Origin of the sequence: Brevibacillus sp. MER 51 (assembly GCF_023714195.1) — a bacterium.
Taxonomy (GTDB): Bacteria; Bacillota; Bacilli; order Brevibacillales; family Brevibacillaceae; genus Brevibacillus.
Genome location: NZ_JAMAUS010000003.1, coordinates 145,473 through 167,142, shown reverse-complemented (window position 1 = coordinate 167,142; position 21,670 = coordinate 145,473). Strand labels below are relative to the sequence as shown.

At 48.5% G+C, this 21,670-nt stretch carries 25 protein-coding genes; 14 read left to right on the top strand and 11 right to left on the bottom strand.

Annotated features, from left to right (window positions below; all coding sequences use genetic code 11):
* Window positions 1-61 precede the first annotated feature (61 nt).
* The 4 genes from M3630_RS07865 to rnz form a co-directional block, all read right to left on the bottom strand.
* A complete protein-coding gene (locus M3630_RS07865) occupies window positions 62-151 on the bottom strand; it encodes a YjcZ family sporulation protein (protein WP_100169674.1) in 90 nt (29 codons plus the stop codon).
* Between the two features lie 128 nt (window positions 152-279).
* Entirely contained in the window at window positions 280-936 is a 657-nt protein-coding gene (locus M3630_RS07860; RefSeq protein WP_173609683.1) for a YczE/YyaS/YitT family protein, read from the bottom strand.
* Between the two features lie 26 nt (window positions 937-962).
* Window positions 963-1,187 (bottom strand): hypothetical protein, encoded by a 225-nt coding sequence (locus M3630_RS07855; RefSeq protein ID WP_088907054.1) that lies wholly within the window; start codon window positions 1,185-1,187, stop codon window positions 963-965.
* Between the two features lie 43 nt (window positions 1,188-1,230).
* The gene (gene rnz / locus M3630_RS07850) at window positions 1,231-2,187 is read right to left on the bottom strand and encodes a ribonuclease Z (RefSeq protein WP_251251763.1); all 957 of its coding nucleotides are present in this window, start codon (window positions 2,185-2,187) and stop codon (window positions 1,231-1,233) included.
* A 126-nt stretch (window positions 2,188-2,313) separates the two neighbouring features.
* Here rnz and M3630_RS07845 point away from each other — a divergent pair, with 126 nt between their 5' ends.
* Genes M3630_RS07845 through M3630_RS07835 form a run of 3 tightly spaced genes read left to right on the top strand, consistent with a single transcriptional unit; the run spans window position 2,314 to window position 4,903 of the window.
* Complete coding sequence (locus tag M3630_RS07845) at window positions 2,314-3,306, top strand: ABC transporter substrate-binding protein (RefSeq protein WP_173609685.1); 993 nt, start codon at window positions 2,314-2,316, stop codon at window positions 3,304-3,306.
* A 6-nt stretch (window positions 3,307-3,312) separates the two neighbouring features.
* Window positions 3,313-4,116, top strand: a complete 804-nt coding sequence (locus tag M3630_RS07840) for an ABC transporter ATP-binding protein (protein ID WP_251251762.1) — start codon at window positions 3,313-3,315, stop codon at window positions 4,114-4,116.
* Complete coding sequence (locus tag M3630_RS07835; RefSeq protein WP_251251761.1) at window positions 4,097-4,903, top strand: ABC transporter permease; 807 nt, start codon at window positions 4,097-4,099, stop codon at window positions 4,901-4,903. Before M3630_RS07840 ends, M3630_RS07835 begins: the two co-directional genes overlap by 20 nt.
* Before the next feature lie 81 nt (window positions 4,904-4,984).
* Here M3630_RS07835 and M3630_RS07830 read toward each other — a convergent pair whose 3' ends face one another.
* From M3630_RS07830 to M3630_RS07820, 3 genes are all read right to left on the bottom strand, one after another.
* A complete protein-coding gene (locus tag M3630_RS07830) occupies window positions 4,985-5,371 on the bottom strand; it encodes a VOC family protein (protein WP_221867182.1) in 387 nt (128 codons plus the stop codon).
* A 65-nt stretch (window positions 5,372-5,436) separates the two neighbouring features.
* Complete coding sequence (locus M3630_RS07825; RefSeq protein ID WP_251251760.1) at window positions 5,437-6,396, bottom strand: tetratricopeptide repeat protein; 960 nt, start codon at window positions 6,394-6,396, stop codon at window positions 5,437-5,439.
* A gap of 54 nt (window positions 6,397-6,450) precedes the next feature.
* Window positions 6,451-6,825 (bottom strand): hypothetical protein, encoded by a 375-nt coding sequence (locus tag M3630_RS07820; protein WP_012685928.1) that lies wholly within the window; start codon window positions 6,823-6,825, stop codon window positions 6,451-6,453.
* A 167-nt stretch (window positions 6,826-6,992) separates the two neighbouring features.
* On the opposite strand from M3630_RS07820, the gene M3630_RS07815 reads away from it, so the two are divergent.
* Together M3630_RS07815 and M3630_RS07810 are read left to right on the top strand one after the other, a co-directional pair.
* The gene (locus M3630_RS07815) at window positions 6,993-7,436 is read left to right on the top strand and encodes a DUF2621 domain-containing protein (protein ID WP_285860346.1); all 444 of its coding nucleotides are present in this window, start codon (window positions 6,993-6,995) and stop codon (window positions 7,434-7,436) included.
* Window positions 7,437-7,500: 64 nt separating this feature from the next.
* Window positions 7,501-7,743, top strand: coding sequence for a hypothetical protein (locus M3630_RS07810; protein WP_221867184.1), 243 nt, complete (start codon window positions 7,501-7,503; stop codon window positions 7,741-7,743).
* A gap of 74 nt (window positions 7,744-7,817) precedes the next feature.
* Here the strand turns inward: M3630_RS07810 and M3630_RS07805 are convergent, their stop codons facing one another.
* On the bottom strand, window positions 7,818-8,417 hold the full coding sequence (locus tag M3630_RS07805; RefSeq protein ID WP_251251759.1) for a DUF502 domain-containing protein: 600 nt from the start codon (window positions 8,415-8,417) through the stop codon (window positions 7,818-7,820).
* 98 nt (window positions 8,418-8,515) lie between these two features.
* Between M3630_RS07805 and M3630_RS07800 the strand changes: the two genes are divergently transcribed.
* The 5 genes from M3630_RS07800 to M3630_RS07780 all read left to right on the top strand — a co-directional run bounded on the left by M3630_RS07800 (window position 8,516) and on the right by M3630_RS07780 (window position 13,366).
* A complete protein-coding gene (locus M3630_RS07800; protein WP_173609842.1) occupies window positions 8,516-9,343 on the top strand; it encodes a sulfurtransferase in 828 nt (275 codons plus the stop codon).
* 150 nt (window positions 9,344-9,493) lie between these two features.
* Window positions 9,494-10,684, top strand: coding sequence for a helix-turn-helix domain-containing protein (locus M3630_RS07795; protein WP_251251758.1), 1,191 nt, complete (start codon window positions 9,494-9,496; stop codon window positions 10,682-10,684).
* Window positions 10,685-10,730: 46 nt separating this feature from the next.
* On the top strand, window positions 10,731-11,732 hold the full coding sequence (locus M3630_RS07790) for an ABC transporter substrate-binding protein (RefSeq protein WP_251251757.1): 1,002 nt from the start codon (window positions 10,731-10,733) through the stop codon (window positions 11,730-11,732).
* On the top strand, window positions 11,729-12,532 hold the full coding sequence (locus M3630_RS07785) for an alpha/beta hydrolase (RefSeq protein WP_251251756.1): 804 nt from the start codon (window positions 11,729-11,731) through the stop codon (window positions 12,530-12,532). Before M3630_RS07790 ends, M3630_RS07785 begins: the two co-directional genes overlap by 4 nt.
* A gap of 39 nt (window positions 12,533-12,571) precedes the next feature.
* Window positions 12,572-13,366, top strand: coding sequence for a DUF817 domain-containing protein (locus M3630_RS07780; RefSeq protein ID WP_251251755.1), 795 nt, complete (start codon window positions 12,572-12,574; stop codon window positions 13,364-13,366).
* Between the two features lie 56 nt (window positions 13,367-13,422).
* Here the strand turns inward: M3630_RS07780 and M3630_RS07775 are convergent, their stop codons facing one another.
* Window positions 13,423-14,406: an ABC transporter substrate-binding protein gene (locus M3630_RS07775; RefSeq protein WP_251251754.1), complete on the bottom strand. Its 984-nt coding sequence runs from the start codon at window positions 14,404-14,406 to the stop codon at window positions 13,423-13,425.
* 185 nt (window positions 14,407-14,591) lie between these two features.
* The gene (locus M3630_RS07770) at window positions 14,592-15,740 is read right to left on the bottom strand and encodes an MFS transporter (RefSeq protein WP_173609698.1); all 1,149 of its coding nucleotides are present in this window, start codon (window positions 15,738-15,740) and stop codon (window positions 14,592-14,594) included.
* A gap of 169 nt (window positions 15,741-15,909) precedes the next feature.
* On the opposite strand from M3630_RS07770, the gene M3630_RS07765 reads away from it, so the two are divergent.
* Genes M3630_RS07765 through M3630_RS07755 form a run of 3 tightly spaced genes read left to right on the top strand, consistent with a single transcriptional unit; the run spans window position 15,910 to window position 18,121 of the window.
* Complete coding sequence (locus M3630_RS07765; protein WP_251251753.1) at window positions 15,910-16,461, top strand: helix-turn-helix domain-containing protein; 552 nt, start codon at window positions 15,910-15,912, stop codon at window positions 16,459-16,461.
* Between the two features lie 31 nt (window positions 16,462-16,492).
* Complete coding sequence (locus M3630_RS07760) at window positions 16,493-17,581, top strand: M24 family metallopeptidase (protein ID WP_251251752.1); 1,089 nt, start codon at window positions 16,493-16,495, stop codon at window positions 17,579-17,581.
* 30 nt (window positions 17,582-17,611) lie between these two features.
* On the top strand, window positions 17,612-18,121 hold the full coding sequence (locus M3630_RS07755; protein WP_251251751.1) for a GNAT family N-acetyltransferase: 510 nt from the start codon (window positions 17,612-17,614) through the stop codon (window positions 18,119-18,121).
* A gap of 88 nt (window positions 18,122-18,209) precedes the next feature.
* Here M3630_RS07755 and M3630_RS07750 read toward each other — a convergent pair whose 3' ends face one another.
* The gene (locus M3630_RS07750) at window positions 18,210-19,808 is read right to left on the bottom strand and encodes a peptide chain release factor 3 (RefSeq protein ID WP_173609701.1); all 1,599 of its coding nucleotides are present in this window, start codon (window positions 19,806-19,808) and stop codon (window positions 18,210-18,212) included.
* Between the two features lie 186 nt (window positions 19,809-19,994).
* On the opposite strand from M3630_RS07750, the gene M3630_RS07745 reads away from it, so the two are divergent.
* Window positions 19,995-21,515, top strand: coding sequence for a carboxypeptidase M32 (locus tag M3630_RS07745; protein ID WP_251251750.1), 1,521 nt, complete (start codon window positions 19,995-19,997; stop codon window positions 21,513-21,515).
* Window positions 21,516-21,670 lie beyond the last annotated feature (155 nt).

Sequence of the window (21,670 nt, the reverse complement as noted above, 5' to 3'; positions counted from 1 at the left end):
CAAAACAAAAGAGAGAGCGAAAAATCGCTCTCCCTCTGGCGAAGCTACCCAGTGTTTTTCGTTAGTCGCAAGAGCAAGCAACGATAACGAGCAATACGAACAACACCAGTATTAAAGCAAAGTCGTCAAATCCTCCGTTGAACAGACTCATTCGCTTTCCCTCCTTTGCCAGCAACTAGTCATACTGTATGTGCGAATGCTCAAAGATGATTGGACCATCGCCTATACAAGACCGTTTTTCCCGGATTTTCACACAGCTACTGGCAAATGGAATGGAGATTAGCTCGCTTGTCTTTCAACTGGCTCGGGCAGTTCATACTGTTTTTTCATAACTTGACGCCAAAACGGAATCGTCCGTTGAATCATTGGTCCCGTTAACAGCGCGATCAGAATCGTGCCGATTGACACAGGTCCACCCAAAGCAGCTCCTGCAAGCAGGACGGTTACTTCTATGATGAGGCGGACTCGCTGGATACTCCAGCCAAGACGCTCGTTCATCGCCAGCATAAAGCTGTCACGCGGACCCGCACCAAGAGAAGGAGACAAATACATCCCGATTCCGACAGCCAGAACCACAACACCTGCGAGAAACATCAAGAACCTCGCCCAAATTGATTGCAGTTCAGGAATAAAATCCAACCATAATATAAGATCGAGAAAAAAGCCAAAGCAAATCATATTTAAGAACATTCCAAAATTAGGCTTGATTTTTGCCACTAAATACGTGGCGAAAATGACAACAACTCCTACGATCTGAGACCATAGGCCAATCGTTAATCCAAATGTTTTTTGCAGGCCGATGTGAAAGGTTTCCCAGGGTGCTACGCCTAAGTTTGCCTTAATGGCCAGCACCGTACCGAATGCACCAACGAACAAGCCAAGCACAAACATCATGTAGCGAACCGCAATAGACCGGTTGGAACCTCTGCCAGACACGTCTACTCATCTCCTGACGATGTGTTTTACTTCCAGCCTGCGATGACTTCGTAAAAAAGTCCGTCCTTCCGGTAATACGCTTCGGATTTGGAGAAGTTTAGGTAGGTCTGTGCCTCTGCAAGCTGCTCTCCCGTCAAAATGACCTGGCGTTGCTTGTTCACTTCGTCTCGATATTCGACAACGAGGCTGACTTCTTCCGACTGACAATGTTGAATAAGTTCTTCTGGTGTAGCAAAGGTAATCCGCTTCATGCTCCCCCACCTCCTCCATCGTGATCATTCATTATAGCAAGGATTATTTCTTTCTCCCATCGTTTCTCTCTCGCTTGACAGAAATGCTGCCGAGATCGTCAGCCAATTGGGTCGCTGGGAAAATTTGCTGCGCCTCTGCCAACAAATCCTCCATCGAAAAATCCCCGTCTTCATCTTCATAACGTGGACTGAAGTGAGTCAGACACAGTTGTTTCACGCCAGCCTCTTTGGCAATTTGGGCCGCCTCGCGTGCTGTGGAATGCCCGCTTCTGGTCGCCAGCTCCTTGTCGTGATGGGCGTAGGTGGCTTCGTGGACGAGCAAATCTGCCCCTTTTGCCAGCTCGAGTACCGCTTGGCTCGGTTCCGTATCTCCACTGAAGACGATTTTGCGTCCTGGCTGCGGCTCTCCAACGAAGTCCTTCCCGTCCAGAACACGACCATCCTCGAGTGTGACCTGTTCTCCTCTCTTCAAGGCTCCAAACAGCGGCCCTGACGGCACCCCGGCCTGCTTTGCCAGTTCTACTTGAAATGCTCCTGTCTTCTCCTTTTCCACCACGGCATAAGCAAACGAAGGCACGCGATGCTTCGCCATCCGACAGCTCACCACGATCTCTTCGTCCTCGTAGATTACGCCCTCACTGACGATTTTTATTTCTAATGGATATTGCAAATGAACCGGACTTGCCTCCATGATCGCTCGAAAATATTTATCGAGCCCCGGTGGTCCGTACAGCTCTAACGGAGTTGGCTCGGTATTGCGCAATGACCGGCTCGCAAGCAGTCCGATCAGTCCGTACAGATGATCCCCATGCAGATGGGTGATAAAGATTTTGTCCAATTGACTGATTTTCATCGGTGCTCGCAGTAGCTGGTGCTGCGTCCCCTCTCCGCAGTCAAACAACCACCACTTTCCTGCCTGTAAAAATCGCAAGCCGATCCCACTCACATTTCTTCGCGTAGTGGGTGCACCTGATCCGGTGCCTAAAAATGTAACGATCACGCTATGTCCATCTCCTTTGTGGCCTTCCCTCATCATGTGCCTGTCTCTATCTCTAGGCATTCACCCTTTTTTGTCTGGGCGCATAGCCTACAACATACAAAGCCTAGCAAGGAGGGACTCCTTATCATGAAACGATTTTTGGCGCTGGGGCTGGCCGCTTTTCTCGTTATGACGGCCGTCTTGACTGGCTGCTCCAGCACTCCCGAAAAAATAAGAATTGGTGAAGTGACTCGTTCTTTGTTTTACGCCCCGCAATATGTCGCACTTGAAAAAGGATTTTTCAAGGAAGAAGGTCTGGAAGTGGAGCTCTCAACCATTCCCGGCGGAGATAAAGTGATGGCGGCTCTGTTATCTGGCGGCATCGAGGTCGCGCTCGTCGGCTCCGAGACCAGCATCTACGTCTCTCAGCAAGGAGCTGCCGATCCCGTTGTCAACTTCGCGCAGCTCACACAAACGGATGGTACCTTCCTCGTCTCCCGCACCAAAATGGATGACTTTACTTTCGACAAGCTAAAAGGCAGTGTCTTCTTGGGGCAACGTAAAGGCGGCATGCCGCAAATGGTCGGAGAGTATGTACTCAAAAAGCACAACATCAATCCGCAAGGCGACCTGGAACTTATTCAGAATATCGAATTCAAAAACATTGCCTCTTCCTTCGCATCTGGTACAGGAGCGTATGTACAGTTGTTCGAACCGGAAGCCTCTCGCTTTGAACAGGAAGGAATCGGCCATGTCGTCGCCTCTTTTGGCAAAGAGAGCGGAACCGTTCCTTACACTGTCTTCATGACAAAACAAAGCTATATCGACAGCAACGCAGCAGCTATCCAAAAGTTTACCAATGCGGTCTACAAAGGGCAACAGTGGGTTGCCAGCCACAGTGCAAAAGAAACGGCTGATGTAATAGGCAAGTACTTCGAGCAAATCGATCCAAAGATTCTGGAAACCGCTGTACAGCGTTACCTGGAGCAAGGCTCCTATGCGACAGATCCCATTCTGGACGAAAAAGAATGGAACCAGCTACAAGATATTATGGATTCCGCTGGTGAATTAAAGCAACGCGCTGATTACAACAAGCTGGTAAACACCACTTTTGCTATCCAATCCAAAGAAGGGAAATAGGCCGTCATGAAGCAGATTTCTTCTACGCCGGCAAAAATAGAACTCGGCCACGTGACCCATCTTTATTTATCCACGACCAGGGCGTTCATGGCGGCCCAAGACATTAACCTGCGCGTGGAGGAAGGCGAATTCATTTGTCTGGTTGGTCCCAGCGGTTGTGGAAAGACGACGCTGCTCTCCCTGATCGCAGGGCTGGAGAAGCCGACAGCAGGCAAGGTGTGGATCGACGGAAGAGAAGTCCAAGGAACGTCTAGGCAAGTTGGCTACATGCTGCAGCAAGATTATTTGTTCAACTGGCGCTCCATCGAAGACAACGTGTTTCTCGGACTCGATATCCAAGGCATCCGAACCAAAGAAACAGAGGAGTACGCGCTGCATCTGCTGGATGAAATGGAGCTGTCGGATGTGCGCAAATCCTCTCCCCTGCAGCTGTCAGGCGGCATGCGGCAACGGGTTGCCCTCGTCCGAACACTCGCCTGTCAACCGGATGTGCTGTTACTTGACGAACCATTTTCGGCATTGGACTATCAGACCAAACTCAAGCTAGAAGACTTGATTTTTTCAACACTGCGTCGGCATAAAAAAACGGCAGTCCTTGTAACACATGATCTCTCCGAATCGATCGCGATGGGCGATCGCGTTTATATCTTTTCACGCAACCCGGGACGTATCAACAGCGAGATTGTCATACCCAGCCCGATTCGGGATGCTCTGCCCTTCGACGCCAGAAATCATGAAGGATTCCAAGACTTGTTCCATCGCGTGTGGAAAGAGATGGAGGTAGTGTCTGATGCAGCCAAAGGAAATTGAATCCGTCCATCGCCGCTACTTGGAGCTAGAAAAGCGTATGAGCTTTTCCGTTTTTTCCACACAACTGCTCCTCTTTCTCGTTTTTCTCGGCTTATGGGAGCTGTTGGCTCGAACCAATACCATAAATGCGCTCATCTTCAGCTATCCCTCCAAGATTTGGGCTCAATTTTGGTTGCAGCTGCAAGATGGCAGTCTTCTCCCGCATGTTGGCTTGACTGTATGGGAAACGATTATCGGCTTTCTCTTAGGAACGATTCTGGGAACCGTCATGGCAACGATCATATGGTGGTCCCCTTTTCTCTCCCGCGTACTAGAGCCTTACCTGGTTATTGCCAACAGTATGCCAAAGGTAGCCCTCGGTCCGGTTTTTATCGTCGGCTTTGGTCCAGGTTTGCTCTCCGTCATAGCTATGGGGTGCGCGATCTCGGTCATCATCACCACGATCAACGTCTACACCAGCTTCAAGGAAGTCAATCAAAACTACGTCAAAGTCGTGCAAACACTCGGAGGGAGCAAACGGCAAATCTTCACGCTCGTCATTTTGCCGGCTACCATTCCAACCCTTCTCGCAACGCTGAAGGTAAATGTCGGACTTTCGTGGGTAGGCGTCATCGTCGGAGAGTTTCTCGTATCCCAGCAAGGCTTGGGGTATTTGATCATATACGGCTTCCAAGTGTTTAATTTCACCCTGGTCATGATGAGCTTAGCCATTATCGCGGTCATCGCTACCCTGATGTATCAAGGAGTAGCCTATATAGAGCGGCGGCTCACCAGCCAGTTCAAATAGATGGCTTCTAAAAAACGGTGCCAACCATCTACCGGGGATGATTGCACCGTTTTTTCATGGACTAATATGTTCCCGGGGAGATCAGGGTGCCACGATTTCGACCTTTATTCTATCTGGGTCCTCGAAAAACAAAGCATAATGTCCCTCTCCTCCAGCATGGGGATGCCGATCCTGATAAAGTAAGGAGATGCCGCGACGGGCAGCTTCCTCCCGCAGCTTTTCCACATGTTCCCGATCCCGTGCGTAAAATGCCAGATGATTCAAACCGACACGACAACGGTGATACGAAATGTCGAGGAATCGCTCTTCTGTCTGGACGAATACCAGATAGGTGCCATTCTGTTTCCAGCTTACCCCACTGGCCCATTCCTGATACCGCGTATAACCCAGCTCACCCTCCAGCAACCACCCCCAAAAATCTTTTGAGCGCGCCAGATTGGAGACATTCACTTCCACATGATGCAGCATCGCACAATCCCCCTTCTTACAGAAAAACGCCCGACAGTGAAATGCCGGGCGCTCTAGCTATCGATTTACTTCCAAAACTTCCACTTGCTCTTCTTCGTCGTCGGATCATCCATTTGGCTATCGACGACTTTCTGTTGGGCGGCTGCTTCCACTTCGAGCGCTCCAGGTACTCGATTCAGGAAGTGATCGACCATTGGCTTGTAGTTATCTGGCAAATGCTCTTGCATGTTGCGCAGGATGCCGATTGCCTTTTCCATTTGATCAGTCGCCAACAGAGCATTGGCATAGTTGAAGCCCGCATACGGATACGGGAAATGTGGCGTCCAGAACTTTTCACAAATCTGAATCAATTGATAGACATAACCCGCTTGTCCCAATTCACCAGTCACAGTCATGACGACCTCAAAGCGGTCCTTCGCTCCTTCAATCGCTACCGTGTACCATTTCATCGCATTCAGGAGGTCCTCCTCCGTCAAAGCAAGACGAGCCAGTTGAAGCTGTGGTCTCCAAGCTCCTTCTTTACTTGCCAGCGCCTCCAGCTGCCCTTTTAGCTCATCCTTTTTCCCTCTTTGCAAGAAGCTCTCGACAAACATGTTCAAGCCATTTTCTTGATTCGGGTCTTTGTGCAAACCTGTATGTAGTGTCTCGAACGCTTTTGGCTCATCTCCCTCAAACGCGAAGATTTTTGCCAAATTGGTGCAAGCCGTACCCGATGACGGGAATCGTTCCAGACAATCTGTCAGGATTTTTTTAGCGCTTTCAAACTCTCTCGCCTGCATATGAACGACTGCACGGAAAATGAGAGCAGACTCAATTGGCCCGTATAATTCGAGAAGCCTGTCGGCAGCGACAGCGGCTTGCTCGTGAAATTGACCCTTCACCAACTCCATCGCAAAATCGCGAAGCTTATCTTTTTCATCCCAGTACTTATCCAGATTTTGCGGAATTATTTTTTTCTGGTAATCCTCTCGGGACATATCGATGGTTTGACCAAGCTCATTGGTAAACGTCACAAATTCAGACATGAAACAGCCTCGCTTTCATTTCCTCACAAAAGTTTCAAATGCTTGTATCGCCAATTAGATCCATGCTTTGATATTTACTTTACGGATAAATTCCTCCATTGATTCCTTCGCCGGTTCGTCATTTGCCTCTTCTGCATCTTCCATGCCCATCAGTTGTCGAAACAGTGCTTCGTTCCTTGTCGCCAATGCAAAGTCAAGTAAAGCCTCATGCGAGATGCGGTTTGCTTCTTCCTCCAGCAATTGCTCCTCCAAGGCGATATCCTCTTCTACAACGGCGATATGCTTATCAATTTTCGGAATGCGTAAAACCCAGGAAAATGCGCTGTCCGGATTGCGGTCACGAGCAATCAGGTAACCGTATTCACCCAAAGGCAAACCCTGCTCGAAGGAGTCGGCAACAATGACGACGCGTTGTCCAAGCTTGAACATGAGCGTCAACTCCCAATAAAGATTAATTCTAATCATACTAAATTGTATGTGTTCTTGGGAAGAGCAAACCCCTTAGGATAGGTAAACGCACAAAAAGTTTGTTGCCCGAACCAAAATAAGGTACAATTTTACTAATGAATGGATATTGGTAATGAGGTGTACAAGGTATGGGTGAAATGTCTACAGGGTTTTCCCTGTTTATCGTTGGCTGGACCATTGTTCTCGTAAGTCTGATGGCGATTGGCGGGTATTTCATGTTCCGTAAATTTCTCAAGTCCATGCCCAAGCAAGACGGAAAATCTGACTTGGATTGGCAAGACCATTACATTGATCAGACACGTTCGCTCTGGACAGATGAGGGTTTGACCTTACTCAATGAACTGGTTGATCCTGTGCCACAGTTGTTTCGTGATGTTGCGAGACGTTCCATCGCAGCGAAAATCGGCCAGATTGCATTAGAAGAGAAAGCAAGCACCATTACAACAGATTTGATTGTAAAGGGATACATCGTAGCAACCCCCAAGCGTGACCATAAATGGCTCATTGCCCACCTGCAATCCAAAGAAATCGACTACACGCCCTATGAGAAATATTTGAATGCCGAGGGATAATTGAAACTTCCAGTGGAGTCATCCGTAAAAAAGGTAAGACCTTTTAGGCGAGGAGACGATGTGGATGTCAGTCCTACTCACGATTTTGGGGATCGGTTTCGTTATTTTGATCGTTGCGGTTGTCATTGTGGCGGTCCTCTTTAAGAAAGGCGCCCGGTTCTTATGGAAAATGACCGGACGTGGCTATCACAAGTACAGCAGCAGTGATTACCGATATCGGCCCTCGTGGAAGATGGGGCATCGAACATACGGTCATCGCCACTATCGTCGCAAATATTCCAGCCATAGTGGATTTTTTAGCAGCTAACGTTACTGAAATGAAAAGACACTCAAACTCGCTTGAGTGTCTTTTTTGTGTGGAACAGTCGAATTTAGATAGATTTACGCATCGCTGCTTTTTTTGTTACCGTTTTGCAGCCCTCCGGACACCCCACCCGATACCAGGAATGCCATGACTTCTGAGCTTTCCGTATCAAGCAGCTGTACCTGATCACTCGGAAACAACAGGAGATTTCCCGCAAAATTGTACGACTGCGGCAGATAGACTGCTACGTGGTCGCTGAGGCCGAAAGAATCGAGGCTTTCCTTTGTAATAAACCCAATGGCCTTCGCATTTCCATCCTTGGATAGCGTCACGAGCACCGGCTTGTCAAAGCTCTTCTTCTCCCCTACAAACGCTCCGATCAAATCCTTGATGGACGTATAAATGAGTTTGATAAACGGCACTTTCTCGAAGACAGTGGATACCAGCGAAAGCACTCCACGTGTCAGTACATTGGATGCAAGGAATCCTACAATCGTGATGCCAAGTATAGTCAAGAGGACACCCAGTCCTGGAATTTGGAGATTAAACCACCTATGGACCAGCAGATAGAACCAGTTATCCACGGTCGTGAAAATCCAGTACAAAATATAAATCGTTACTGCCAAAGGAATGACAAACAATAACCCCTCAAAAAAATAGCGAATAAAACGCTTCATCGCTCTTCACCTCTCTCCTAGCCACAATCCCTTATTTATTGTACCTGATTGGATCACCATCTGCTATGATGAAGAAAAAAGAGAAAGTAGGGAGATTCATGCAAGCACTTGTCACACCTCAATGGCTCAAGGATCATCTGAACGATGAAAATTTGGTGGTCGTCGATTGTCGTTTTGCTTTAAGTGCTTCTGAAGCAGGTGCAGAGGAATACACGAAGGACCATATCCCGCAAGCCCTCTACTTTCATCTGAACCGTGACCTTTCTGGCACCAAAAGCGAGCATGGTGGACGTCATCCCCTACCAGATACGGATCTGCTGGCTGCCCATTTTTCAAATGCGGGAATCGATGCCAACACGACTGTCATTGCCTACGATGATCAGGAAATGGCGATGGCAGGACGGCTATGGTGGCTGCTGCGATACCTTGGTCACGATCAGGTAGCTGTCCTCGACGGCGGATACGCTGCTTGGAAAAAGGCTGGCTATGAGGTAACAGCAGAAGTACCTACTGTACAAGCTCGTCAGTTCGTCCCCCATGTACGTCACGATATGCTGGTTGACATGGAAGGTGTCAAAAAACGCAGTGAACATACTGTATTGCTCGATTCTCGTGCACCAGAACGCTACCGCGGCGAGAACGAACCGATCGACGCAAAAGCAGGTCACATACCCGGGGCGCACAATTTCTTTTATAAGGACAACCTGGCTGCGGATCAGACAATGCTTCCAGCAGACGAGCTGCAAAAGCGTCTCGCTCCTTACGCTGATAAAGAATTGATCGTCTATTGCGGCTCAGGCGTGACGGCTTGCTCCAATTTGCTCGCTTTCCATGCTGCAGGTCGAACCGATGTGAAATTGTATTTGGGCAGTTGGAGTGATTGGAGCTCGTATCCAGATAATCCGGTAGCGACCGGCGAAGAGTAATCCATAATTGAACTGGCGGCGATCGCTTCCCTACCTACAGTAGGAGCGGTCGTCTTATTTTTTCTTCCTCTATCATTTTCGTCACCATTCATAGATAATAATTATCATTATCACAAGCATCTGCACGTGCCTGAAAAGGTGGATGGATTCATGAAGCATAACGAAGAATACGAGCCTAGTCGCAAAATGTCACTCAACGAGGTTCGCGTCTATATGATCTGTAACTTCGATCGTCCATTAAACGTAACTACGTTGGCAGCGATGGCGAACTTAAGTCCGAGCTATTTTGGCGATTCGTTCAAGAAAGCTTACGGACAAAGTGTCATGGATTATGTAACGAGTCTGCGTATCAATCACGCCAAGCGATTGTTACGCGAGACAGATATGAAGCTGCGCGATATTGCGAAAACAATCGGGTACAGCGATGAGTTTTACTTTAGCCGGAAGTTCAAAAAGGAAGTGGGTGTATCCCCCTCCGCGTATGAAAGAGCTTCCGTGCGAAAAGTTGCCGTCTACTCCCCTTCCCTGCTGGGACATCTAGTAGTACTGGGGATTATACCAGTCGCTGCTCCTTTGGATGCGAAGTGGACCCCCTATTACTATCAGCAGTATCAGCAACAGATCGCGGTTCATCTAAAAGCGGTCGAAACACCGTGGAACGATGACGATCAGGAAGTCATGCTTCTGGGTGCCAAGCCGGATGTTGTCATTAGCCACATGGAGCTTGCCGATAATACCAGACAACGTTTGTCCGTACACGGCATTGACGTAATGACCCTCCAATCTTCTGGCTGGAAGGAGCAATTACGTGAGGTTGCCAGCTACACGGCCAAAGAAGCAGCTTGTGACGCCTGGATTGCTTCTTATGAGGCGAAGGTTGCTGCCGTTCGAGCAGACCTGCAATCCGTGCTCAAACAAGATAAATTTGCGATCATTCGACTTTATCGGGATGGCATCCTTCTTTACAACAACAAGGGAATGAAGGAGCTTCTATGCGACGATTTGCAGCTTTCTCTTGTGGAAGAGGAAATGGAACCTTGCAATCGGCCAATCACACTCGAGCAGCTTGCTAGCATTAACCCGGAGCGAATCCTGTTGTTCGTTTGTCTGGATGAGTCGACACGTCTAAGCTGGCTGACTCTCCAGCACCATTCGATTTGGAGAGGACTTCGCGCTGTTCAAAATGGGTATCTCTACCCCTTGCCTTCTAATCCGTGGTACGAGTATTCACCGGTCGCCATGAACCGTATGCTGGATGAGATGCTGCTGATGGTAACGGGGAAAAGTCCAAATGCGATTCAAGGTATTGTCCATGGAGCCCCTTTCTTGGGTGAATTATAATGTTCCCGAGTGAGAAACATTATCAACGAGAGGGGATTCCACTTGTATGACAAAGAAAACAAGTCTTGCGCTGATGCTGACCACGACGATGCTCGTTGCTGGACTGGCAGCAGGCTGTGGGAACAACGTAAGCAGTGAGGCAGTGACGCAGAAGGTCGATTCGTCTGCGACTGGGAATGTCGCAGGATCGGCAAAAAGCTCTTCTGACCACCCTACCTCCCCGCGGGTATTAAAAGATGAAATGGATAACGAGGTGACATTGCCTGCCGCACCTGCCAAAATATTCGCTCCCAATCTGGAAGATACTTTGGTCGCACTGGGTGTTGCTCCGGTCGTGCAGTGGTCTTCTGGCTCAAGACCAAAAATGTATTTGCAAGATCAGCTAAAAGATGTGCCGTCCATTGCCTTCACAGGTGGATTGCCTCCAGAGCCGGAAGCGGTTATGGCCCATGAGCCAGATCTCATCCTCTTGCACAATGCCAACCATATCGAAAGCGGCGTGTACGATAAATATAAGATGATTGCGCCGACATATGTGTTCAAGCAAGCAAATGCTGATCTTGAATCTTCCGTACGCGTGGTTGGCAATTTGTTGGGCAAGTCCGCGGAAGCTGAAAAAGCTTTACAGACATATAAGGAGCATGTCGAGGCAGCCAAAAAGGAGCTGGCTCCTCATATCCAAGGCAAAAAAGCAGCGATCATTCGCTTCAATGGCAGAGGGATGTTTTTCATCAAGTACGATTTCTTCAGTGGATATGTCCTTACCAATGAGCTAGGCTTTTTGCCAAGCCAGGTTGTATCCGGCGGTGACATCAATTTATCACTGGAGAGCTTACCTGATTTGGATGCGGACTATATTTTCCTCATCAATGATGCTGGTACGGGAGATGCCTTCGAGAAAGAATTAACAGAGAGTCCTGTTTGGAAAAGCATGGAGGCTGTGAGGAATGGTCGTACGTTTAAAGTAGAGGGAGATCACTGGTTAAGTGGCGGCCTGATCGCACATAGGAAAGTCATTGACGATGTGAAAGGATTGATTGCAAAATGAAAATCATAGAGAAAAACGACTACTCCCCTCGTAATTGTGAAGAGTGGACACTGCAATCAAGCCAAGGTCATGACTATCGGGTTATGATTGCGATTCCGGAAGCTGAGGCCCCTCCCGAAGGATATGCGGTTATTTATGCCGTAGATGGCGATGCGATGTTCGGAACGATTGCCGAGACAGTGAAGTTGCAAACCCGCAAGCCCAAGGGCTTCAACCCAGCCATTGTTGTAGGAATCGGCTACCCGTCCCGTCTGCCATTTGACATGGACCGCCGTTGTTACGATTTGACCATGCCTGTGGACGCAGCTACACTTCCTGACCGACCGAATGGGCAGCCTTGGCCAGAGCATGGTGGAGTTGATTTGTTTCTCGATTTCCTTGAACAGCAGCTGATGCCAGCTGTTTCTTCCGAATGGCAGGTAAATCCGAGCAAACAGGCGATTTTCGGCCACTCGTTGGGCGGTCATTTCACACTGTATACGATGTTCTCGCGTCCGAAGCTTTTCTCACACGTCGTATCAGGCAGCCCTTCCGTCTGGTGGGGCAACGACGAGGTATTAAGAGAGCAAGAGCGCTTCATCGCCCATTGGAAAGGCGATCATGAACGAAAGCTGCTTGTCATTGTTGGCGGCGATGAGCTATCCTTCATGATCGAGGGTGCACAACGCGTCGTCGAGCGCATGGAATCACTCGCTACCAAAGGTGTTCAAGTGAGCTTCATCAAATTCGAAGATGAGGGCCACGTAAGCGTGCTCCCTTCCGCTATTAATAGGCTTGTGCGGTTTGTGCTTACGGATTAGCCCTTTGAAACTACTCTCGTAAACGTAAAGGACAGACAAATGATACGATATATGCGTTTATTGCTTCATTTCGGTTATCAAGAAGCCATGTCTTGCTTGTTTCCGGTCTTTATTTTCGGTTCGCTCGCCTTATCCAAATTCGTCACCATTCCTGGTTTGCCAAGATATGACCTCCTGCTGTTACTCTGCCTCCTCTTTCAGATTTTCATGGTGAAAAGCGGCTTGGAGTCTCGGGACGAATTGAAGGTCATCACGGTCTTTCACGTGATCGGGCTCTGCTTGGAAATATTCAAGGTGCATATGGGATCTTGGAGCTATCCAGAGGATGCGTACAGCAAAGTGTTTGGTGTTCCTCTTTACAGTGGCTTCATGTACGCCAGTGTCGCGAGCTACTTATGTCAAGCTTGGCGTCGACTAGAGGTTTCTCTCACCGGTTGGCCGAATCAGATTATCGCCACCATTTTGGGTGCAATGATCTATCTGAACTTTTTCACCCACCATTATATTTGGGATTTGCGTTGGGTGCTGATGGCAGCTATTTTCATTGTCTTCTGGAAAACACGTGTATATTTTACTGTCGCGAACGAGCGGTTTTTCATGCCCATCCCTCTTGGCTACTTTTTGATCGGTTTTTTCATTTGGATTGCGGAAAATATAGCGACGTTCCTCGGCGCTTGGAATTATCCGAATCAAAGAGCAGGTTGGGAGCTCGTGCATCTCAGTAAAATCAGCTCGTGGTTTTTGCTCGTCATCGTGAGCTTCATTATCGTGGCGGAGTTGAAACATGTAAAATCCAGAAGGCCCCAATCCCAAGATAGCAAGAAACACATGTAAAAAGCCTATCCACTCTTTCGTACGAAACGTCAAGGGGTGGATAGGCTTTCTCTTCTTTATTTCATAACGTTGCTGAGTACATTCTCAATCATTTGACGATTGGCAATAACCCCAGTGTAAAGCCAGCTGGAATCTTTCGCAAACGTATACGCATTGCCATTCTTCACAGCAGGGATATTCGTCCAAACTGGATCCTTTTGAAGCTGTTCCACAGCAGTCGGATTACTGTTTACGATAAACAAATACTCGGCATCGAGTTCAGCCAATTTTTCCATGGAAATCGCGTTCCAGTTTGCATCTCCTGACTTGGAGATTTCCTGAACGATGGCAGGAACCTTAAACCCGAGGTCCTTGTATAGCACGTCGCCGCTAGACAAGTCCTGACGTGCTACGTACACATTTTTCCCCGTCATCCACAGTGCTGCAGCTGATTTTTCCCCGATCGCTTTCTGCAGCTTTTGCTTGGACTCGGCTGCAAATGTCTCATAATCCGCTAGCACCTTCTTCGCTTCTTCCCCCTTGTTGAGGACTTCTCCTACTGTCAGAAGCTCTTTACGCCAATCGCTGTTCTTTTCTTTCCCAATGGTATAAGTAGGAGCAATTTTCGAGTACTGGCTATACTTGTCCCCTTGGACTAGGGATGCGCTCTCCAAAATAATCAGGTCAGGGCTGTGGCTCATCACGACCTCTGGCGGCAGATCGTAAGGAATCGCTGGAATACCCGCCAACTCTTTTTGCAGGTAGCCTTGTACCTGGTTGTTCCCTACTGACCATTGAGCAACTGGCTTCACTCCCAACGCTACTAAATGATCCTCCAGGTAAGAAGCGATCACGCGCTGCGGTTTAGCTGGGACTGTTACTTCATTTCCCATCGCATCCTTCAGTACTCGTGGAGCTTCCGCAGCTGGTGTCGCGGTCTGGCTGTTGCCCGTCTGTGTCTCTGGACTCGCAGTGTTCGGCTGGCCAGAGCAAGCGCTCACGATTGTAACGAGGCTTGCCAATACGACACTGGCTATTGAAAGTTTGGCTGTTTTTTTCATGGGTGTGTTCCTCCATTTGCGTCATGCCATCTAGCAGCGACAAATGCCTACTCGACCGCATTTTCATTGAGAATAATTATCATAATCACAATGGGTATTATAGCGGATCATGGCAAGATGCTCAACTTTTTATTTTGAAAACGAAAAAAGACCCCCTGCTTACTAAGCAGAAAGTCCGTATCCTCCTAGCGTGGAACCCCGCTTAACAAGAATCGATGCAGTCCCCCGATCAGACAGACACCCGCGGTTACAAAAAACGCAATGAAGTAGGAATGGTGCCAATTCCCCAGCAAGCCTGCCAATACTGGGCTCAATACCGCTCCGATTGACAAAACCGCCGAGTAAATACTAAACACACTCCCGTATAACTCTCGGGGTGAATGTACCGTCAAAACGGTTGCAAAAGCGGGAAACAGCATCCCAAAGCATGCACCAAAGAAAAACATCATGACGTGAATCGGAATCGCCAGCCCGATTGCCAGGGCGTACAAAAGAAGGCTGAGCACACCCAATCCGGCAAACGTTCTCGTCTCAACAGGGACGCGATGCAGCCAAAACTGGCATAAAATCGCAAGTGCTCCCAACCCTTTCAAGCTGAATAATATCCCCGTAACGGCCGGGGACATCCCCTGTCTTTGGATGAGCAAAGGCACTTCATAGATGATCGTTCCTTGTGCGTAAATGATCGCAAATCCCCCAAGAAACGCTGGATACAGCATTCGATTTTCCAGGATGGCGGTTAGGCTCTGCTTGCCCCCACCTTTCATCCTTGGCGTTGACGGCGCGCTTCCCTCTACTCTATCGGGCAGCATCATCCAAGCGAAAACGCCAGCAATCATCATCATGTAGCCGAGAATCACAAATGATTGACCATAACCAAACTGCACCGCCAAAAAGCTACCGACTGCCGGGGATACAATACCTGCCGAGGTAAGGACCAATCCCTTTTTTCCCATGATCTCGCCCTGCTCAAGTGCCGTCTTCCCTGTTTCTCCGAGCAAGGCAGAACAAGCAGGAGAAACAAACGCCATCAAAAACCCGAGCATCAGCCGAAAGGTAAAGAAACCCGCGGTATTTTGCACAATGCCTTGACCAATCAGCATCACACCAGCCAAAATCAATCCACCTGCGATAAACCATTTTTTCGGATAGCGATCGAGAAAAGGTCCTGCGAGCAGGTTGCCTGTCAAGTTGCTGATCGCATATCCCCCGAGCACGAAACCAATCATCGCAGCGGATACACCCAATACGTTTAAATACGGCGCAAGAAGTGGCGTCTGCGCGTGCATGTCAAAGGCAACAAGAAACAAAACCACTAACAGGAGAGCTCTCAAAGCATTCCCTTCCTCTCTAACGGCCTGTCTTTATCCCAGTATATGAAGCGAATGGTACAAGTAGGATACGAAAAGAAGAAGGAAGATTCAGAATAGATGTAGCATTTATTTTTGTATTACCGTAATATTTACTGTAATACCGTAATCACCTTTGTCAGGAGGTGACTTTTTGGAGCACGTCTACAAAAAAATACGAGCACTTCGTATTCAGCAGGAGCTTACTTTAAAGGATTTAAGCGAGAAATCGGGATTCTCCGTCAGTTTTTTATCACAGGTAGAGCGCGGCAATAGTTCGCTCGCGATTACTTCTCTGCAGAAAATTGCGGAATGTCTGGGTGTCCCCATTACGTACTTCTTTGAAGTCGAAAAAGATGTCACGTACCACACGCCCATTGCAAGGCGTAAAACGTTGCAGATTGAAGGGTCACCTGTGAAGTACGTTCGAATCGGTGGGAATTTCCCCGACAGGGCGCTTGAACCCCTCCTCAACGTGTTGCCACCCGGACAGACGAAGCATGTCGCCTTTCAGCATCCCGGTGAAGAGTTTTACTACGTCGTAAAAGGATGTGTCACCATCGTCGTCGACGAAACAGAATACCATCTCGAGCAAGGAGACACGATTCACTTCCCTTCCTCTCTCCTTCATACGTGGTACAATCCTTCCACTGTTGAAGAAGCCGAGATCCTGTCCGTTTTGACACCTGTCATTTTTAGAACCTAACCTTGTCTACCATTAAAAAAGGGTGATCTGGATGCAAGAAAGATTGGAAAAGCTGCACGCGTACATGGAAAGCAGGAAACTGGACGCATTGATGATTACGCATCCCAAAAATGTTTACTATTTTACCGGATTTTTGACAGAGCCACATGAACGTTTTATGGGCCTCGTCTTGGTGAGAGGCGAGTCCCCCTTCCTCTTCGTTCCTCTGCTGGACGGTGAAAAAGCACGGGAGGCTTGTCCTGCCATGATGATTTATACACATGACGATTCACAGGATGCACTTACTGTGCTCCTGCATTTGCTGCCGACTCCCCTCTCTCAGATTGGTGTGGAGAAGAACCATTTGACAGCGAAAACATATGAGTCGCTCGTATCGATCGTGCAAGCTACAGAAGCAGTGGATGTCGGAGAATTGCTGTGCAATATACGCGTGGCTAAGGATGCATCTGAAATCGCTACGATCAAGCGAGCGATTTGGGTGATGGAGGAATCCCTACGCCGTACGCTCCCTCTGATATCCATAGGGATGACGGAACTGGACGTCGTCGCAGAGCTGGAATACCAAATGAAAAAGCTGAAAGCACAAGGCCCTTCCTTCTCAACGATTGTGCTGGCTGGTGAAAAAGCAGCACTGCCCCATGGCGACCCGGGTGATCGGGTGATTCAAGCGGGAGAAGTTTTGTTGATTGACGCAGGGGTGTATGTCGATGGGTATGTATCGGACTTGACGCGTACTTTTGCTGTCGGTCAATTGGGTGCAGAATTGCTGGACATGTACGATACGGTCTTGCAAGCGAATCTGGCCGGGATACAGGCCGTTCGACCAGGAGCTCCGATCGCAGAGGTTGACCGAGCTGCACGAGCTGTCATTGGGGACCGGGGCTATGGAGAATTTTTCATCAATCGTGTCGGGCACGGAATCGGACTAGAGCTACATGAAGCTCCTTACGTTCATAGCCAAGCAGCAGGAGAGCTCATCCCAGGTATGGTTTTCACGATTGAACCAGGCATTTATAACACGAAGATCGGTGGCATCCGAATTGAAGATAATGTGCTCGTCACGAAGGATGGCGTAGAAGTATTGACGTCGTTTCCCAAAGAACTACAAATTATCGGATAAATCCAAAAAGCAAAGGCTGGTGTCGTTCCATTGAAAGTGCTGGAAACAGATCGTCTCATTCTCCGCTGGCAAACTGCCGAAGACGCTGATTTTGTCTTGAAACTGATGAATGAGCCTTCCTGGATTCGATTTATTGGCGATCGTGGTCTTCGTACGACGGAAGACGCCCGCAACTATATTTTGAATGGTGCTGTCGCGATGTACGAAAGTCTTGGCTTTGGTCTGTATTTGGCAGAGCTGAAGGAAGGAAATGTTCCGATCGGCTTATGTGGACTGATCAAGAGAGATTCGTTAGAGGATGTCGATATCGGCTTTGCCTTACTGCCCGCATACTGGGGCAAAGGCTATGCGTATGAGGCAGCCTCTGCTGTTCTTGCCCACGGAAAAGAAGTTGTCGGCTTAAAGCGCATCGTAGCAATCACTAACCCCGATAATGCATCTTCAGCCAACCTTCTAAAGAAAATCGGTCTGCAAGAAAAAGGAATGGTTACCCTTCCAGATGCTACGGATGAGGTCAGATTTTTTGCCATCGAGTTCTAGTCCATGCTGTCCAAATGAGTCGTGGAATTCGTGAAATGGACAAAGAGGGCCTCACCGTGATCGGGAGGCCCTGCATTTTCTTTTTCAATTAAGAATGAACGGTCTTCAAACCGAGAGAACTCTCGTGGAACTTGATATTCGAGTACTTATCCATTGCGACACGCAGCTGGTACTCGCTCTCAAACAGCATAACCGGACGGCCATAACGGTCGGAAACGGTTCGGTTCTTCACAGCATCGAGGTCTGCTTTCTCCCCTTCGAGCCAGCGAGCGATTTGATACGGCATACGAGTCAGCATGATGTCTACCCCGTACTCGGCTTTCAAACGGTATTCCAGTACCTCGAACTGCAGCACACCTACCACGCCAAGAATCAGCTCTTCCATCGGATGGGTACGGAATAATTGCACCGTTCCTTCCTCGGTCAACTGCATGATTCCTTTTTGGAATTGCTTGTGCTTCATCGCGTCCTTCACCATCACCTTGGAGAAAAACTCTGGCGAGAAGTGCGGCATTTCTTCGTACTCAAATGATTTTCCGACACAGAGTGTATCGCCGATCTGAAAAATGCCCGGGTCAAAAAGACCGATGACATCTCCCGCGAACGATTCTTCGACTATTTCGCGGTCCTGTGCCATAAACTGTACCGGCTGCGCCAATTTGATGTCTTTGCCAAGACGGACGTGCTTGACTGACATTCCCCGCTCAAACTTGCCGGAGCAAATACGCAAGAAAGCGATGCGATCTCGGTGAGCCGGGTTCATATTGGCTTGGATTTTGAAAATGAAGCCGGAGAACGCGTTCGTATACGGATCGATCAAGCCTTCTGTACTCTTCTTCGCGGAAGGTGCTGGCGCCATTTGCAGGAAGTTGTCCAGGAATGTTTGTACACCGAAGTTATTGATGGCACTACCGAAGAAAACAGGCGTCAGTTGCCCTTTGTTGATCAGTTCAGGATCGTATTCATCTCCCGCAACATCCAGCAGAGAAATTTCGTCCTGCAATTGCTGCCACAGTTCTTGACCAACACGATCACCGATCAATGGATCTTCTGCTCCCTCAACAGGGAAAAAGGAAATTTCCTCGTGCTGTGTATTGTTTTGATACAGCTCGACACGAGACTTCATACGGTCAAATACGCCGCTGAAATAGCTACCCATCCCAATCGGCCAGTTCATCGGATAAGAACGAATACCCAGTACGCGTTCAATTTCTTCCAAGAGCTCGAATGGATCTTTACCGTGACGATCCAGCTTGTTCACGAACGTAAAGATCGGAATACCCCGCATCCGACAGACCTTGAACAGCTTGATGGTCTGTGCCTCTACCCCTTTTGCTACGTCGATAATCATCACAGCAGCGTCAGCAGCCGTCAGCGTACGGTACGTATCTTCACTGAAGTCCTGGTGACCAGGTGTATCCAAAATGTTGATGTGGTGTCCGTTGTATTCGAAATCCATCGCACTGGACGTAACGGAGATTCCACGCTTTTTCTCGATCTCCATCCAGTCGGAGGTGGCATGCTTGGAATTTTTGCGCCCTTTGACCATCCCTGCTTCACGGATGGCTCCGCCGTAGTAGAGCAGCTTTTCCGTCATTGTCGTTTTACCCGCATCCGGGTGGGAGATGATGGCGAAGGTACGGCGTTTTGCTATCTCATTTTCCCATTGGGGATTGGATTGACTCATCTTCATTCTCCTGTCATCGCAAATAAGTAACACATTCGTATCCTCTACGATTATACCGACAAATGCTTGCCGCATCCACCTAGTAATTTTTTGTTAAACCGATATAATATTCAGTAGTAAAAATTTTTTGACTGCATGACTTACATATTGATTACCAGAACATGACAAATTTACAGGAGGAACCCTATGTCAACGACTGTGGAAACACGTGCGGCCGAGTTCCGTGACTATGTGAAGAAAATAACCAGCTACACGCAAGCACTGAACGTTCTTTATTGGGACAAGGCTACACAAGCTCCTCGCAATGGAATGGATGCCCGTTCCGAAATCATCGGGACATTGGCAGGCGAGCAATTCAAGCTGGCGACGTCTAAAGAAATGGAAGCGCTTTTGACAGATCTGAGTGAGCCATCCGTTCTCGAAACATTGGATGAAATTACCCGTCACAGTGTGCTGGAATGCAAAAAGGAATTTGACCGCAACAAGAAAATTCCTGCTGACAGGCATCAAGAGTACGTTGTACTGACCGCCAAGGCAGAAACAGTGTGGGAAGAAGCTCGCGCCAACAACGACTTTTCCATGTTCCAGCCGTACCTCGAGAAAATCGTGAACTTCCAGCTCGAGTTCATCGAATATTGGGGTCATGACGGCAAAAACAAGTACAACACCCTCTTGGACATGTATGAGCCTGGCATGACTGTCGACCAGCTCGATCCGATCTTTGCTACCTTGCGTGAGAAAACCGTCAAGCTGGTAAAAGCGATCGCCGACTCTCCGAACAAGCCAGACACCTCCTTCTTGACGAAAAACTTCCCAGTGGCAGACCAGGAAGCATTCAGCCGTTATATCCTCGAGAAAATCGGATACGACTTCACGTCTGGTCGCATGGATCGCAGTGCGCATCCGTTCTGCACCACCTTCAACCCTGGGGATGTTCGCATTACGACGCGATACGCTGAAAATGATTTCAATTCTGCACTCTTCAGTTGTATTCACGAGGCTGGACACGCGATGTACGAGCAGAACATCAATCCAGAACTGCTGTTCACACCACTGTGCGATGGTACCTCCATGGGGATTCACGAGTCTCAATCCCGCTACTGGGAAAACATGGTCGGACGCAGTCTGCCATTCTGGAATCACTTTTTTGCGGACTTGCAAAAAGCGTTCCCTACCCAGTTCGAAGGCGTGTCTGTAGAAGATCTGCATCGTGCGGTTAACGCTGTTACTCCTTCCTTTATCCGGACAGAGGCAGATGAGTTGACGTACAACCTGCATGTCATGATCCGCTACGAAATCGAGAAAGGCTTGATCAATCAAACCATTCAGGTGGCTGATCTGCCAAAAATCTGGAACGAAAAAATGAAAGAATACCTGGGTGTCGAGCCACCGACAGATACACTGGGTGTGCTTCAGGATGTACACTGGTCAGGCGGAATGATCGGTTACTTCCCGACTTACTCGCTGGGTAATGTGTATGCGGCACAATTCGTCCACGTTATGGAGAATGAGATTAACGGTTACGAGGAGCTGATCGCGAAAGGCGATTTCGCGCCGATCCGTGAGTGGCTCAAGGAAAAAATCCATCAGTACGGTAAAATGAAGAGCCCTCGTGAACTCGTTCAAGCGATTACAGGCGAAGGTACAAATGCTACTTACTTAATGAATTACCTCGAGAAAAAATACACAGACGTATACAAGCTGTAAGCAGTTCTCCCCTTGCTCCCCAATGTTCTCCCTACTCAGGGAGGACATTTCCATTTTCAACAGTTACTTTTCGTAACCTACGTACATAAAAGTGCATCCTTCCCCCCAGGGATAAATGCTAGTACACTGCACAATATACATGAGATTCCTATTGT